Consider the following 14,949-nt stretch of genomic DNA (forward strand, 5'->3'; position numbering starts at 1 on the left):
AACATTGCCCATAAAAATAAGCATAGCAATGCACACTGCACCATAATAGTGCAAATTACATTCTATGCCAAAAGCAATAATAAAGTCAAGTATTATTTTTATTATTTTTCAATTATTACACAAATGCCCGCGCTGTATGCATTTGTAAGAACCCGCAATGCCCATCGAACAAAAAAATAGTACCTCAGTGAGATACTCTCTGAGATACTATTTTCATTATTTGCTCTGTGTATGAGTAGGGCTAAATTACTTAAGAGTAACCTTTGCGCCAACTTCCTCAAGAGAAGCCTTGATTGACTCAGCTGTAGCCTTGTCAGCAGCTTCCTTGATAAGCTTAGGAGCGCCATCAACAAGCTCCTTAGCTTCCTTAAGACCAAGGCCAGTTGCTTCACGAACAACCTTGATAACCTTAACCTTCTCAGAACCTACTTCTGTAAGCTCTACATCGAACTCGTCCTTCTCCTCAGCTGCTGCACCGTCGCCAGCTGCTGCTGCAACTACAACGCCTGCTGCTGCAGAAACGCCGAATTCTTCCTCACATGCCTTTACAAGGTCATTTAATTCTAATACGCTAAGCTCTTTGATAGCTGCGATAAACTCTTCTGTTGTCATCTTTGCCATGATAATTTTCCTCCATTAAAAATTTAATATCATTTAACTTTTGTTTTGAGTAATGATTACTCTGCAGGAGCCTCAGCCGGCTCTTCTGCTGGTGCCTCTGCAGTAGCTTCCTCTGCTGGAGCGCCGTCCTTCTCTGCGATCTGCTTGATAACGCGAGCGAAGTTTGTGATAGGTGACTGCATACTTCCAAGTAATCTTGAAAGAAGTTCCTCTCTGCTTGGTACTGCTGCAACTGCTGCCATACCCTGTGCATCATAGAAAGTTCCTTCAACAACACCAGCCTTGATTTCAAGGTTCTGTGCTGTCTTGCCAAACTTAGCAATGATTCTTGCTGGAGCTGTAGCATCATCCTTAGAAACTGCGATTGCGCTAGGTCCCTCAAGAACTTCGTCGAGAGCTGCGAAATCTGTTCCCTCGAAAGCACGCTTCATAAGTGTGTTCTTGTATACCTTGTATGTAACACCTGCTTCACGAAGCTGCTTACGTAACTGTGTGTCTTCTGCAACTGTAAGTCCACGAGCGTCTACAACTACAACTGAAGCTGCATCCTTAACTGCTTCTGCAATCTCGTTAACTATTGGCTGCTTTAATTCAACTTTTGCCACGAATTTTTCCTCCTTATAATATTTTGTGTTGCTTATATGAGGATTTATTCATCTAAAAAACCTCTATGCCAAAAAGACATAGAGGTTAAGTAATCGATAAATACTTAATCGTCCTCGGCTGGTAGAGATAAAACTCTTTACGGCTTGCGCCACCTGCTGTCTTCGGCAACAACTTTGTGCATTATATCATTATGTATATAGGATTGTCAACAATTAGTTTGAAACCTTAGCAACATTAAGCTTAACGCCAGGTCCCATTGTAGGAGCAAGTGAAATGCTCTTAATATACTGACCTTTTAAGCTTGATGGCTTAGCCTTGTTGATTGCATCCATAAGAGTCTGGAAGTTGTCCGCTAACTGCTCCTCTGAGAAAGAAGCTTTTCCGATAGGTACATGGATAATGTTTGTCTTATCAAGTCTATACTCAATCTTACCTGCCTTGATTTCCTCAACAGCCTTAGCAACATCCATAGTAACTGTACCAGCCTTAGGGTTTGGCATTAATCCTCTAGGTCCAAGTACACGACCAAGACGACCAACAACACCCATCATGTCTGGAGTAGCAACTACTGAATCAAAATCTGACCATCCCTCATTCTGAATCTTTGGAATGAGTTCCTCGCCGCCAACGAAATCAGCACCAGCAGCCTGAGCCTCGTCAAGCTTAGCACCCTTAGCGAATACTAAAACTCTAACTGTCTTACCAGTTCCGTGTGGAAGTACAACAGCACCACGGATCTGCTGCTCTGCGTGACGTCCGTCACAACCAGTTCTGATATGAGCCTCGATTGTCTCATCGAATTTTGCAGTAGCATTCTTCTTAACCTGAGAGATTGCTTCTGCTGGATCGTATGCAACTGACTTGTCGTATGACTGTACAGCTGCTACGTATTTCTTTCCTCTTTTCATGTTTACCTCCTGTGGTTAATCGAGCTTTTAGCTCTCCCACTCAATAGTTAATAGTTAAAAAACGTTGTTTTCGCTAAGCTGCTAATTATTCAACAACCTCAACGCCCATTGATCTACATGTTCCTTCGATCATGCTCATAGCTGCCTCAAGTGAAGCTGCGTTAAGATCAGGCATCTTTGTCTCTGCGATTTCCTGAATCTGAGCCTTTGTAATCTTTGCAACCTTTGTCTTATTAGGTACGCCTGAAGCCTTCTGAATCTTGCAAGCCTTCTTGATAAGAACTGCTGCTGGTGGAGTCTTTGTGATGAAGCTGAAGCTTCTATCTGCATAAACAGTGATGATAGTAGGAACGATTGTATCTCCCATATCTGCTGTCTTTGCGTTAAACTGCTTTGTAAACTCCACGATGTTTACACCGTGCTGACCAAGTGCTGGACCAACTGGTGGGGCTGGTGTAGCCTTGCCTGCTGGAATCTGCAACTTGATATAGCCTTCAATTTTCTTTGCCATGATATCCTATTCCTCCTGCAAATATGTAAATTAATCCATTTTGCGAACGTCCGTGAAATCTATCTCAACCGGTGTTTCACGTCCGAACATCTCAACGCTGATAGTAACAGTCTGCTTCTTTGCGTTGATAGACTTAACAACGCCGACTGTATCTTTCCAGGTACCGTCGATGACGCTAAGAGTATCACCAAGCTCGAAGTCAACCTCAACGTTAACTTTTTCAGTGTTATCACCTAGTAAGTATGCTTTAACTTCGGCTTCTGACAATGGCACTGGTTTACTTCCTGGTCCAACGAAGCCTGTAACACCTCTGGTATTTCTGACAACGTACCAGGTCTCGTCGTTCATAATCATCTCAATAAGAACGTAACCAGGGTACATCTTTTTAGATACTTGTTTTTTAACGCCGTCCTTTGTTTCGGTAACTTCAACCATAGGTACACGTACATCAAGAATCTGCTCTTCGAGATGCTGAGTCTCGATAGCCTTTTCAATGTTTGTCTTGACTTTGTTCTCATAGCCTGAGTAAGTATGAACTACATACCACTTTGCCTCTGCCATATTTGATGCCTCCATTATAAATTAACTAGGATATTTACACCTTTGTTGATCACTGCATCTAATACGATGATGATCACTGCCACAACTACTGACACAGCTACAACCGCTGTAGTCTGCTTTGACACGTCTGTTGGATCTGCCCAGACAATCTTATTAAACTCTGTCTTGAGACCCTTTAAGCGTCCTGACTTGTTTTTCTCGTCTGCCATAATCACATCCTCCTTAAGACTATTTAGTCTCTTTGTGTAATGTGTGTGTCTTGCAGAATCTGCAGTACTTCTTTGTTTCCATTCTGTCAGGGTGTGTCTTCTTGTCTTTTGTCATGTTGTAATTACGCTGCTTGCATTCTGTACAAGCTAATGTTATCTTTGTGCGCACAACTTCCACCTCCGTTAAATTTCTAACTTGGTCCTGCTTATGCTCACTCATCATAGCGAACAATTTGATGAGGCGAAAAAAGAGCATAAAAAAAAGACCTGCTTTTCTTAGTCGCTAGCTAAATTTAGCATAGGATTCAAGATGTGTCAAGTCTTTTTCTTTAATTAAAAATCGAACTGTTCCTGGCTAGCCTTTATACATTCTAAGGCTACGGGAAGGCACAGCCATTGAAGATTGCCTTCGGCAAGGGCTATGCCGTGGCAGACGCGCGACTCCCGCAAGCGGGGCCCTCCCGTCTGCTTATCCCTTAACTCCGCCTAGAGTTACACCACCAACGATGAAGCGTGAAAGAAGAAGGTAAACAATGATAACTGGGAAAATAGAGAAAGCTATCATCATGTAAACCTGTCCCATATCAAACTTGAGCCAGTCGGCGTTTCGTAACTGTGCAATAAGAATAGGCAATGTCTTTTTTGTATCATCATGAAGTACAAGAGCTGGAGTGAAGTAGTTATTCCAGCTGCCAACGAAGCTAAAGATTGCCTGAACAGCAATAGCTGGCTTCATAAGTGGTACAACGATTTGATTAAAGGTTCTGAATTCTCCTGAGCCATCGATTCTGGCTGCTTCCACGAGAGATAAAGGAAGTGTGGAATCCATGTATTGCTTCATATAGAAGAATACCGCTGGAGAAGCAATTGCAGGAACAATAAGTGGAATAGCACTGTTGTCCAAATGCATCTTATCGATTAACTGTAAGAAACCAAGGGCTGTAACCTGTGTTGGAATCATCATAATCATAAGAATAAATGTGAACATAAAATTCTTCAACTTGAAATCATATGCGTGTATTGCATAGGCTGTCATTGTTGAGAAATAAGTAGCAAGTGTTGCTGTTGCAACAGATATAATCAGCGAATTGACCATACCATTGAAGATTGGTAATGTACCAGATTTAAGATTAACCCAGTTATCAATCAGGTGAGAACTTGGTATTGCAGTAAATCCCTGACTTAATTCAGAATGGCTTCTTGTAGCGTTGATGAACAATACATAAAACCAAAACAGGCATAGGAATGAAACCAGTATCAAAACAAGATATGCCACAAATCGTCTGGCATGTATCGAAGCTCCGTTGTCCTTCTTTTTTGTCACGCTGCTTGTATTTTCAGCCATATTATTATCCTCTCTAACTTTTTTATCATAGCTTAAAATATTAGCGTCCATCTTTATCCTCTTTTCCTGTGAACTTAAATACTATTAAACTAAGAATACCTGTAATAATGAACATGAATACAGATAGTGCACCGGCAAGACCGTAGTTCTTGCTGAACAGATGCTTATTCAAGTACATAATAAGTGTCATTGATGATCTCATTGGATCTCCACTACCATTTGTTAAAATCTGTGGAACATCGAACATCTGCAAACCACCAATGAGGGATGTAATCATAACAAAGATAAGAATTGGCTTAAGCAGAGGCAATGTAATCTTATAGAAAATCTGTGTAGCAGTTGCGCCGTCTACTTGAGCAGCTTCAAAGAGTGAAGGGTCGATACCCATCATACCTGCCATCAGAAGAATTGTCGTATTTCCGAACCACATCAGGCAGTTCATTGTTGCAACAAGTGTACGAACAGACCATACATTGCTCATGAATTTGTATGCCTCGTGGAATACTCCTATTTGCATAAGCATTGAGTTAATTGGGCCGCTATCTGCAAATAATGTGAAAAATAACATAGAAAAAGCTGATGCCATAATAAGGTTAGGAAGGTAAATTACGGTCTTAAAGAATGTCTGGCATTTAAGCTTTAATGAAGGATCTGTGAACCAAGCACCCAAAAGTAAAGACAAAACAATCTGTGGCACAAACCCCAGTACCCACATAATCATTGTGTTTTTGAAATAGGTTGGTAAATCTCCATTTGTGATAATAGTTGCGTAATTTTCGAAACCTACGAAATTAGGTCCGATTTGTGTTAAACCTGAACGATAATATTCAAATAATGAATTGTAGATTGTAGATACCAATGGAATCATCTGGAAAACCAAATAGATTACTACAAATGGTATCAAGAAAATATATCCCCACTTATTGTAGCTTACAACTTTGCTTTTTTTGTTCATAAGTGCTCCCTTATTTCTTCTAAATTACGGGGCGCACAGGAAACCCTATACGCCCCTTATTGTTATTCCAATATACTTACTATTTTATTACTCTGCTGTAAGGTTTGGATACTTCTCAACTACTGCCTTCTTGAACATATCAAGTGCCTCATCTTTTGTTGCCTTACCAAGGAAGTAGTTCTTCATAGCCTTCTGAAGTTCTTCGTTGCAGCCCTGATCGTATGCAGAGATATTTGAAAGGTCAACCTTCTCAGCACCTTCTGCAAGCTGTGGATATGGGTTCTGTCCGCCAAGAAGATCAAGGTTACCAGATTCATCTGATGCAAGTTCCTTAAGAACTGTCTTAGAGTTTACACAGTCAGCATCCTTCTGAGCGATTTCCTTAAGAACTGCCTTGTCAGTTGTCATTGTAAGGATGATATCCTTTACAAGGTTAGCATTGTCTGTGCCTGTTGCTGCGCAAAGCCATGTACCACCCCAGTAGTAAGACTGTGGTCCTACACAGTAGCCCCAGCCACCCTGGTTAGCGATTGTTCCGTCCTGATCAGCATCAAGACAGAAGTTGAAGAACCAAGCTGGTCCAAAGTAGCAGAATACCTTTCCTGCAGGTGTCTTACCCTTTGCCCAGTCATCGCCCCAAAGGTCGTCTGTATCTTCAGCCTTTGCGTCTACTAAAGCCTTAGAGTCATCAATCCATTTTTCGATGTTCTTGTCGATAACAACCTTATCATCCTGTACCCATTTACCAGATACGTTGTTTGAATAAACGCGGAATGTATCGTTTACTGAACACATTGTATATCCAGCATCAGCTACCTTTTTAGCTGTCTCGTTGTACTTATCCCAATCAGCTACTGCTGCCTGAACTTCATCAGGATCATCTGTGCCAAGGATTTCTTTAGCAGCTTCTCTGTTGTAGATGAAACCAGCTGAGCAAGCCTGCCATGAAGCGCCCTTAAGCTTTCCGTTGCTGTCTGTTACGATATCCTGTGTGTATTTATATTGATCTGCAAGATCTGCATCTGTGATACCAAGGTCACTAAGTGGCATAGCAAAATCTGTATCAACATATTTAAGAGCGTAGTCAGCTTCTACTAAGAATAAGTCAATCTTGTCATCTGCAGATGCACTTTCCTGTGCAAGAAGTGCCTCATCGAGATTATTCTGATATGCATTGTCCGTAGAAGGTGTGATGTTCCAAACAACATCTACATCGCCGATTTTGCCGTGAGTAGCGTCAACCTCTGTGTAATCAGCGTAGTGATCTGTAAGACGAGATTTGAACTCCTCGTTCCAGCAGTAGATGTTAAATACTTTTCCTGTGTCCTCAGGAAGCTCTGCAACTGTCTCCTCAGTTGTCTCTGTTGCTTCTCCGCCCTCTGCAGGTGCTGCTGAATCTGTTGAAGCTGTGTCTGAACCTCCACATCCAGCGAACATTGTTGCGGTCATTGTTGCGATAGCAAGTAAACTCACAATTTTTCTTTTCATCTTTTTTGTTCCTCCCAAATCGTTTACGTTAATACGTAATTTGTAATTTTGCATTTATAATAAGTAGATAATATCTACTAAATGCCTAATTTAATTTTTTAAGTGTATCCCCTTCTAGCAATGTACCTTTGACAACTATCTGCTGAATCAGCGTTGTCTTTGGTCTTTCAATTAAATCCACCAGATTTTTTGCCGCCAGAGTTCCAAGTTCTTCTGTGTTCTGGCGATAGGTGGTAAGTCGTGGCCTAATGTGTCTTGCTACTTTTATTCCATCAAAACCTATTACCGAGATATCATCAGGAATCTTAAGTCCTCTTTCTGCTATAGCTCTCATACCGCCGTAGGTTGCATAATCATCTGGATAGAAGATGCAGGTAGGTCTGGTTCTAAGCTTTAGCAGTTCCAATGTCTTTTCATAGGCCCCATGAGTGTCCCTGTAAGGAGACTCTTTAATGTATTCCTCTGGAACTTCTATTCCATACTCTTCAAGCTTTTTATTGAAGGTAGTGAGTCGAAGGTTTGTTGTAGCTGAGTCGGCGCCGTGAATATAGGCGATTCTTGTATGACCAGCCGCAACTACAAAATCAATTAAATCTGACATTCCTCCCACATTGTCGGAAAGAATCGTCGTTGTTTCGTTGTAAATATGATCAATTGTAACCACTGGGATGTTGCTTTTTACCAACTCAACAACCTCAGGGTCATCGAAGTGAACATTTGCGATAATCACTCCGTCAAATCTTCTGTATCTGGCATGCTCCAAATATGAAGCTCTGCCTGGTTTGCTTCTGTCGTTGGAAACGAAGGTGATATCATATCCCTCTCTTTCCACTTCTCTTTTGAAGCTTTCCAAAACTCCCGCAAAGAAATCGTGTGTCAAACCGCTGTTGGCCTCGTCCATGAACAGGACTCCAATATTATGTGTGCGGTTAGTTTTCATTGATTTCGCTGCGGCATTGGGAACATATCCCATTTCTTTTGCAGCCTTTCGAATCCTTATTTTAGTATCGGTACCAATATCGCTGTGATCATTTAAAGCTTTGCTCACAGTAGCTATCGATACACCACAGTTGACTGCTATGTCTTTTAGTGAAACCATTGTTTTCTCCCAGATGCCCAAATTTATAGGCCTTAATCGTTTTCCTTAATCGTTTACGCAACTTAAATATATCTCCCTTTAAGTTATTTTACAAGTATTTTTCGAAAATTTGTTATTTCGTGAAGATTTCGAAATGGCTTTTAGTAACATTTTTACAAATCTATAATAGTGTTATTGCTTTTTCGGCTGTGTATGTTATTGTTTAGGTGGATTTAGTGTGCCCGTTCACTTAAACGTTTACGGCTAAATCATCTTTAAATAGAACTGTGTATTAGTTCCTAGCTGCTTAATCGTTTACATACACGGTTCTATATTGATTAAATCTTCATAATTTCCAATATAAAATATCTAGGAGGAACACATGAAATACGGATTTTTCGATGATAACAACAAAGAATATGTCATCACCACTCCAAAGACTCCACTGCCTTGGATTAACTACTTAGGCTGCAAGGATTTCTTTACTTTATTGTCTAACACATGCGGAGGTTACACTTTCTATAAAGATGCAAAGCTTCTTCGCATGACAAGATATCGTTACAATGACACAACACCAGATACAAATGGAAAGTACTTCTATATTAAGGATGGCGATACCATCTGGAATCCTGGCTGGCAGCCAACAAAGACAGAACTTGATTCTTACGAATGCCGCCATGGTATCGGCTATAGCAAGTTTACAGGTGTTAAAAATGATATCGAAGCAGCCCTTGTAACCTTCGTACCTGTAGATGATCCAATCGAACTTACAAAAGTAACACTTACAAATAAGGGTAATTCAAAGAAAGATATTACACTTTTCTCTTATGTTGAATGGTGTCTTTGGAATGCTGATGACGATATGAAAAACTATCAGCGAAATCTTTCAATCGGTGAAGTAGAAGTTATAGATTCTACTATTTACCACAAGACTGAATATAGAGAGCGCCGTAATCACTATGCCGTTTACTCTGTGAATACAAAGATTGATGCTTTTGAGACAAGCCGCGATGAATTCAGAGGTGCTTACAACGGCCCTGACAAGCCTGCCGCTGTTATTGAAGGAAAGCTTCACAATACTATCGCTTCTGGCTGGTACCCAATCGCTTCTCATCAGATTAACATTTCCCTTGAAGCTGGTGAAAGCAAAACTTATGTTTTCGCACTTGGCTATGTGGAAAACGCAGAGGATGATAAATGGGAAGCTCCTGGTATCATCAATAAAAAGAAGGCAACTGCTCTTCTTTCAAAATACCAGACAACAGAGGATTTTGATAAGGCATTTGCTGCTTTAAATGAATATTGGAATGGACTCCTTAGCAAATTCCACATCGAGTCTAAGGATGAGCATGTAAACCGTATGGTAAATATCTGGAATCAGTATCAGTGCATGGTTACATTTAACATGTCTCGTTCTGCTTCCTACTATGAAACAGGTATTGGACGTGGAATGGGCTTTAGAGATTCCTGCCAGGATTTGCTTGGTTTCGTTCACTTAATTCCAGACAGAGCCCGTGAAAGAATCATTGATATTGCATCAACACAGTTCCAGGATGGGTCTGCTTATCACCAGTATCAGCCTCTTACTAAAAAGGGTAACTCTGATATCGGTTCTGGTTTCAACGATGATCCACTTTGGCTCATTGCTGGCACTTCAGCATACATCCGCGAGACTGGAGATACTTCAATCCTTAAGGAAATGGTTCCATATGACAACGATATGTCTGTTGCAACAACACTTATGGAGCATTTAAAGAGATCATTTGATTATATCGTAAATCACAAGGGTCCACATGACCTTCCTCTTATAGGTCGCGCTGACTGGAATGACTGCTTGAATTTGAACTGCTTCTCAGAGCATCCAGGTGAAAGCTTCCAGTGCTTCGGACCTTCAGAGGGACCTGTTGCCGAGTCAGTATTCATCGCTGGTATGTTTGTAAAATATGGTCGCGAATATGCTGCTCTTTGCAAGATGATGGGTGATACCGCTGAGGAAGCAAGAGTTCTTGCTGAAGTGGACAAGATGATTTCAGCTATCGAAAAGGATGGTTGGGATGGCGAATGGTTTGTTAGAGCATATGATGCCTACAGCCACAAGGTAGGTTCAAAGGAATGCGACGAAGGTCAAATCTACATCGAGCCACAGGGTATGTGTGTAATGGCCGGCGTGGGCATCGAAGATGGCAATGCTGTGAAAGCCCTTGATTCTGTTAAGGAAAGACTGGATACAAAGTATGGTGTTATGATTCTTCAGCCTGCATACACTAGATATCACCTTGAGCTTGGTGAAATCACTTCATATCCACCAGGATACAAAGAAAATGCTGGTATTTTCTGCCACAACAATCCTTGGATTTCAATTGCAGAGACCTGCATTGGTCGTGGCGATAGAGCCTTTGAAGTATACAAGAAAACTTGCCCTTCATACATCGAGGATATTTCTGAAATCCATAGAACAGAGCCTTATGTATACTCGCAGATGGTTGCTGGCGCAGATGCACGTTTCCACGGCGAGGCTAAGAACAGCTGGCTTACAGGTACTGCTGCATGGACATTTACAAACATCTCTCAGTACATTTTAGGTATTTACCCTACACTTGAGGGACTTTCTGTAAATCCATGTACTCCTGCTGAGTTTGGCGATTTCAATGTTACTCGTGTTTATCGTGGAGTTACTTACAACATCGAAATCAAGAACCCTAACAAAGTTCAAAAGGGCGTTGCAAGCCTCATTGTTGATGGCAAGGAAATCACAGGAAATATCATTCCATTTGATGGAAGCAAAAAGACCGTTAGCGTAGTTGCTACCATGAAATAAATATCTTTTCATATACATAAACTTCTCCTTCATAAACCTGACTGCCCTATGTGGGTGGTCAGGTTTTTTATTTGACTTGTGTGAAAGCTGCTTCTACAATTTTAGATATGAACAGAACATTAATTTATGAAATCGAAACTGAATATGATGGATTTACCATTGAAAAATATTTAAAAGACCATGGTTTTTCCAAAGCAAATATAGTTGCCCTAAAAAAAATGGATGAAAACGTGGTAATTAACGGACAATGGGAACATTTGAATAGAAAGCTTCAAGCAAAAGAGATTTTGCATGTAAACATTCAGGAGGATAATTTTTCCGAGCGCATTCCTGCTGTTGAAATGCCACTAGATATTATTTTTGAGGATGAAGATATTATCGTGGTAAATAAGCCAGCAGGGCTTCCTATACATCCAAGCCTCAATCACTATGAAGATTCTCTGGCAAATGGGCTTGCATATTATTACGAGTCTCAGGGAAAGCCATTTATATTTAGATGCACCAATAGATTAGACAGAAATACCTCTGGGCTTACAGTGATAGCAAAGCATCTGGTTAGTGGAAATATACTTTCTACCATGGTAAAAAACAGACAGTTTCACAGGGAATATTATGCAATCGTTCGAGGAAAGCTTGAAAAGCCTTGCGGCACGATAGATGCTCCTATAGGACGAATCGCTGGTGATACCATAGCAAGACAGGTAGACTTTGAAAATGGTGAACGAGCTGTCACCCACTACAAGGTGATTGAAGAAAAAAATGGGCACAGCCTAATCTCAATTCATCTTGAGACAGGTCGTACCCATCAAATTCGTGTTCATTTTAAGTATATTGGTCATCCTCTGATTGGGGATGAGATTTATAATCCTGACTTTGAGTGGATGAAGAGGCAGGCTCTGCATTCACATGCTATTGCATTTTCACATCCTATAACTGGAGAGGAAATGAAATTTGTGGCGGAGATGCCGGAGGATATGAATAGGGTGTTTTGCTGATGAAGGAAGTGGTGTTTAAGTAATTTAGTTACGACACCTCATCCGCCCTTCGCCAGGGTGGCAGATAACGCTAAAGCATTATCTCTTCCCTTCGGGCACCTTCCCCTCAAGGGGAAGGCATCTCTAATTCATTGATGATTTTAAATCTTCGTATTCGCGATTGATTTCTGCTACAGTGGCAGTGTCACCGGATTCTCCGTCTGGATGATAAATCTTTATCAGGTCCTTGTAGCGCTTCTTTAGAGCCTTTTCGGTAGAGACACCGGAGAAGAACATTTCTCCGTGGACAATATTGTTATCCTCGCTGTAAGGCTCAACGGAATGTGCCTGAACCTGATCATAAAATTTCTTTTTAAGTTCGAATTGTTTTTTGTCATCGGCAAGCTTTTGTGTTTCACGAATGAGCATATCCCATTTTAGACTGAAAGTCTTTTCCTGCTGCTCAAGAGTGTGGATTCTTGCTTCGACCTCTCGCTTTTCTTTTAATAAATCGTTCCATGCTTTTTCTAACTCTTTATGTCGGTCCTCAAGTGCCTGCATGTCGATTGTTTCCTGACATGTGCGTTCTTCTGCCATAAAATATCTCCCACTAAAAACTCGGGGTTTGAGCCACCGCCTAAACCTGAGTCAATTATACAATAGGATTTTTGGCATTGTAAATTAGAAGAATAGGCAGTATATTTTAAACTCTTTTGTACACTATGCCCGAATAGGCCGTGAGGGTTGCATTAAGATTTCCGCCCTCAACATTTATATCGGTAGGCATGATGGAATATCCAACCTCATTGCATAAAATTAATCTTTCAAGTTGGCAGTTAAGCGGTACTCCTGCTATCCAAACCGGCACATTTACTGTAATTTCTTCGGCATTTGAGTTGATAAGAATGATTATCTGCTCACTGCTTGTGAAACGGGCATAGCTAATAAATCCCTGTCCACAATTCAAGAATGTGAAGGAACCCTCTCTTATAGCATGGCTATGCTTGTGAATCATGATTATATCTCTTGTGTAATCAATCAAATCATAATTACATTTGCCCCATGGGAAGGTCCTTCGACTGTCAGGATCTGTAAAGCCGCATACTCCCGCCTCGTCACCATAATATAGGGTAGGGGCTCCAGGCCAGGTCATCTGAATCATCTCTGCAAGTTTCATTATAGGGATGCTTACACCTTCTTCAGCAGCTTTTGTTCCCTTTGTAGCAATTCGTCCTACGGTGTGGTTGGTTCGAGTCAAAAATCTGGAATGGTCGTGGTTCGAAAGCTGATTCATGGAGCAGTACAGGGATGGCGTTTTAAGTCTTGCCATAAAGTGAAGCATGGTATTTTTAAATCTTTCACCATCTCCTAAGGCACTAGGCTGAAACTCGTCGGAGTGTTTCTCCATTCCTGTAAGGAAAAATGTCAGCGGCTCCATAAAGGCATCATAGTTCATGATTGTATCCCATTGGTCTCCTGCAAGCCAAGACGAAGGATTGCCATAGTGTTCCGCAAGGATGATAGCATTCGGATTAGCCTCTTTGACAGCATTTCTAAAGTCACGCCAGAATTTATGATTAAACTCTTCTGAATGACCTAAATCAGCTGCTACATCAAGACGCCATCCATCACAGTTATATGGCTCGCTAACCCATTTTTTACCGATATTAAGGATATATTGGCAAAGCTCTGGCGATTCCTCGTAATTTAGCTTAGGAAGGGTGTCATGGCTCCACCAGCCATCATAGCTCCTGTTGTCTGGCCATAAATCCTCATAAAATTTAAAGAAGGAATGATATGGGCTATCCTTTGATTCGTAAGCCCCCGGAGCATAGCCTTCCTCACGGGAATAAATCTTTTCGCGATTTAGCCATTTATTAAAGGAACCGCAGTGATTAAACACACCATCGATGATTACACGTATTCCCTTTTCATGGGCCTCTCTTACAAAATCAGCAAAGAACTTGTTGCTGGCATCAAGATTTTCTTTATTTGTAACTCTCTGCTTGTATTTTGTTGCATGGGTATTATCGAAGTCCCCCTCACTCAAACATTGACCGCCATCATTTTTGATGACAGTAAAATGAGGGTCGATATAATCGTAGTCAGAGGTGTCATATTTATGGTTAGAAGGCGACACAAATAGAGGGTTGAAATAGATGACCTCTACTCCAAGACTCTTTAGATAGTGGAACTTCTGTCTAACGCCCTCCAAATCTCCTCCATAAAATCTGCCGATGTCGAGATTTGCTGGCATAGATTCCCAATCAGTGACACGTTGCACAGGGCCACTGACATAGCAGTATTCATTTGTTTCAACGTCGTTGGATTTGTCCCCGTTATTGAAGCGGTCTACCAGGATCTGGTACATAACCGCGCCTTTAGCCCAGGCTGGTGTCTTAAAGCCTGGCATTATAGAAAACTCGTAGTGTTCACGATAATCACGCCAGAGTCCAACCCTGTCGTAATAATAATGATCAAGACCTCCTACGAGTTCAAAATGATATCGAAATTCTTTTTCCCCAAGATGAACATTACAAGAATAAAAATCGAACTCTCCTCTTGTCCTATCCAGATGCATCCTGAGATTGAGATTTTCTGATTTGGACATCAAAAATACTTCAACGTCCTCCTGATGATAGACTCTGATGCTGATGGTGACCAGGGAATTTGGTTCCGGCTCCACTGGATATCTGTATTCATCTGTTCCGTCCGAGTATATTGCGTGAATATTCATTTAGACTCCCCTTACGCAGTATTTGCCAGTATAAAAATATACAGTAAAAAAGACAGCAACGATCGCTGTCTTTTTAGGAGAAGGTATTTTTACTATGGGGTTAGTAAAAATTATATAATGTATTGGGGGGTTTTTACG

Annotated in this window: 15 protein-coding genes and 1 other annotated feature; of the genes, 2 read left to right on the forward strand and 13 right to left on the reverse strand. The window is 41.0% G+C overall.

Annotated features, from left to right (window positions below; all coding sequences use genetic code 11):
* Positions 1 to 246 precede the first annotated feature (246 nt).
* From rplL to BLV53_RS04025, 11 genes are all read right to left on the reverse strand, one after another.
* Positions 247 to 621 (reverse strand): 50S ribosomal protein L7/L12, encoded by a 375-nt coding sequence (rplL, locus tag BLV53_RS03975; RefSeq protein ID WP_090297368.1) that lies wholly within the window; start codon positions 619 to 621, stop codon positions 247 to 249.
* A gap of 56 nt (positions 622 to 677) precedes the next feature.
* Positions 678 to 1,226 (reverse strand): 50S ribosomal protein L10, encoded by a 549-nt coding sequence (gene rplJ / locus BLV53_RS03980; RefSeq protein WP_090297370.1) that lies wholly within the window; start codon positions 1,224 to 1,226, stop codon positions 678 to 680.
* 45 nt (positions 1,227 to 1,271) lie between these two features.
* Positions 1,272 to 1,410 (reverse strand) — a sequence feature (ribosomal protein L10 leader region).
* 29 nt (positions 1,411 to 1,439) lie between these two features.
* Complete coding sequence (gene rplA, locus BLV53_RS03985) at positions 1,440 to 2,135, reverse strand: 50S ribosomal protein L1 (RefSeq protein ID WP_090297373.1); 696 nt, start codon at positions 2,133 to 2,135, stop codon at positions 1,440 to 1,442.
* 85 nt (positions 2,136 to 2,220) lie between these two features.
* The gene (gene rplK / locus BLV53_RS03990; protein WP_090297375.1) at positions 2,221 to 2,646 is read right to left on the reverse strand and encodes a 50S ribosomal protein L11; all 426 of its coding nucleotides are present in this window, start codon (positions 2,644 to 2,646) and stop codon (positions 2,221 to 2,223) included.
* A 30-nt stretch (positions 2,647 to 2,676) separates the two neighbouring features.
* Positions 2,677 to 3,207, reverse strand: a complete 531-nt coding sequence (gene nusG, locus BLV53_RS03995; protein ID WP_090297376.1) for a transcription termination/antitermination protein NusG — start codon at positions 3,205 to 3,207, stop codon at positions 2,677 to 2,679.
* A gap of 14 nt (positions 3,208 to 3,221) precedes the next feature.
* Positions 3,222 to 3,416: a preprotein translocase subunit SecE gene (gene secE, locus BLV53_RS04000; RefSeq protein WP_170830746.1), complete on the reverse strand. Its 195-nt coding sequence runs from the start codon at positions 3,414 to 3,416 to the stop codon at positions 3,222 to 3,224.
* A gap of 19 nt (positions 3,417 to 3,435) precedes the next feature.
* Entirely contained in the window at positions 3,436 to 3,585 is a 150-nt protein-coding gene (gene rpmG, locus BLV53_RS04005) for a 50S ribosomal protein L33 (RefSeq protein WP_080552267.1), read from the reverse strand.
* A 300-nt stretch (positions 3,586 to 3,885) separates the two neighbouring features.
* Positions 3,886 to 4,761: a carbohydrate ABC transporter permease gene (locus BLV53_RS04010; protein WP_090297740.1), complete on the reverse strand. Its 876-nt coding sequence runs from the start codon at positions 4,759 to 4,761 to the stop codon at positions 3,886 to 3,888.
* A 40-nt stretch (positions 4,762 to 4,801) separates the two neighbouring features.
* Complete coding sequence (locus BLV53_RS04015; protein WP_090297377.1) at positions 4,802 to 5,716, reverse strand: carbohydrate ABC transporter permease; 915 nt, start codon at positions 5,714 to 5,716, stop codon at positions 4,802 to 4,804.
* A gap of 87 nt (positions 5,717 to 5,803) precedes the next feature.
* Positions 5,804 to 7,204 (reverse strand): ABC transporter substrate-binding protein, encoded by a 1,401-nt coding sequence (locus BLV53_RS04020; RefSeq protein ID WP_090297380.1) that lies wholly within the window; start codon positions 7,202 to 7,204, stop codon positions 5,804 to 5,806.
* Positions 7,205 to 7,289: 85 nt separating this feature from the next.
* Positions 7,290 to 8,303, reverse strand: coding sequence for a LacI family DNA-binding transcriptional regulator (locus BLV53_RS04025; RefSeq protein ID WP_090297384.1), 1,014 nt, complete (start codon positions 8,301 to 8,303; stop codon positions 7,290 to 7,292).
* 361 nt (positions 8,304 to 8,664) lie between these two features.
* Here BLV53_RS04025 and BLV53_RS04030 point away from each other — a divergent pair, with 361 nt between their 5' ends.
* Positions 8,665 to 11,100: a glycoside hydrolase family 94 protein gene (locus BLV53_RS04030; protein WP_090297387.1), complete on the forward strand. Its 2,436-nt coding sequence runs from the start codon at positions 8,665 to 8,667 to the stop codon at positions 11,098 to 11,100.
* Positions 11,101 to 11,207: 107 nt separating this feature from the next.
* The gene (locus BLV53_RS04035; RefSeq protein ID WP_090297742.1) at positions 11,208 to 12,095 is read left to right on the forward strand and encodes an RluA family pseudouridine synthase; all 888 of its coding nucleotides are present in this window, start codon (positions 11,208 to 11,210) and stop codon (positions 12,093 to 12,095) included.
* Positions 12,096 to 12,218: 123 nt separating this feature from the next.
* On the opposite strand, the gene BLV53_RS04040 is transcribed toward BLV53_RS04035, so the two are convergent.
* On the reverse strand, positions 12,219 to 12,671 hold the full coding sequence (locus BLV53_RS04040; RefSeq protein WP_090297389.1) for a J domain-containing protein: 453 nt from the start codon (positions 12,669 to 12,671) through the stop codon (positions 12,219 to 12,221).
* 106 nt (positions 12,672 to 12,777) lie between these two features.
* Positions 12,778 to 14,811, reverse strand: a complete 2,034-nt coding sequence (locus BLV53_RS04045) for a glycoside hydrolase family 13 protein (protein WP_090297392.1) — start codon at positions 14,809 to 14,811, stop codon at positions 12,778 to 12,780.
* Positions 14,812 to 14,949: the final 138 nt, after the last annotated feature.

The sequence above is a fragment of the Pseudobutyrivibrio sp. ACV-2 genome (genome assembly GCF_900107545.1).
In the GTDB taxonomy this organism is placed as follows: Bacteria; Bacillota; Clostridia; order Lachnospirales; family Lachnospiraceae; genus Pseudobutyrivibrio.

Excerpts from the sequence above, each read along its gene's own strand:
- rplL (WP_090297368.1), bottom strand. The coding sequence starts at position 621 with ATGGCAAAGATGACAACAGAAGAGTTTATCGCAGCTATCAAAGAGCTT.
- rplA (WP_090297373.1), bottom strand. The coding sequence starts at position 2,135 with ATGAAAAGAGGAAAGAAATACGTAGCAGCTGTACAGTCATACGACAAG.
- rplK (WP_090297375.1), bottom strand. The coding sequence starts at position 2,646 with ATGGCAAAGAAAATTGAAGGCTATATCAAGTTGCAGATTCCAGCAGGC.
- nusG (WP_090297376.1), bottom strand. The coding sequence starts at position 3,207 with ATGGCAGAGGCAAAGTGGTATGTAGTTCATACTTACTCAGGCTATGAG.
- secE (WP_170830746.1), bottom strand. The coding sequence starts at position 3,416 with ATGGCAGACGAGAAAAACAAGTCAGGACGCTTAAAGGGTCTCAAGACA.
- BLV53_RS04010 (WP_090297740.1), bottom strand. The coding sequence starts at position 4,761 with ATGGCTGAAAATACAAGCAGCGTGACAAAAAAGAAGGACAACGGAGCT.
- BLV53_RS04015 (WP_090297377.1), bottom strand. The coding sequence starts at position 5,716 with ATGAACAAAAAAAGCAAAGTTGTAAGCTACAATAAGTGGGGATATATT.
- BLV53_RS04020 (WP_090297380.1), bottom strand. The coding sequence starts at position 7,204 with ATGAAAAGAAAAATTGTGAGTTTACTTGCTATCGCAACAATGACCGCA.
- BLV53_RS04025 (WP_090297384.1), bottom strand. The coding sequence starts at position 8,303 with ATGGTTTCACTAAAAGACATAGCAGTCAACTGTGGTGTATCGATAGCT.
- BLV53_RS04030 (WP_090297387.1), top strand. The coding sequence starts at position 8,665 with ATGAAATACGGATTTTTCGATGATAACAACAAAGAATATGTCATCACC.
- BLV53_RS04035 (WP_090297742.1), top strand. The coding sequence starts at position 11,208 with ATGAACAGAACATTAATTTATGAAATCGAAACTGAATATGATGGATTT.
- BLV53_RS04040 (WP_090297389.1), bottom strand. The coding sequence starts at position 12,671 with ATGGCAGAAGAACGCACATGTCAGGAAACAATCGACATGCAGGCACTT.
- BLV53_RS04045 (WP_090297392.1), bottom strand. The coding sequence starts at position 14,811 with ATGAATATTCACGCAATATACTCGGACGGAACAGATGAATACAGATAT.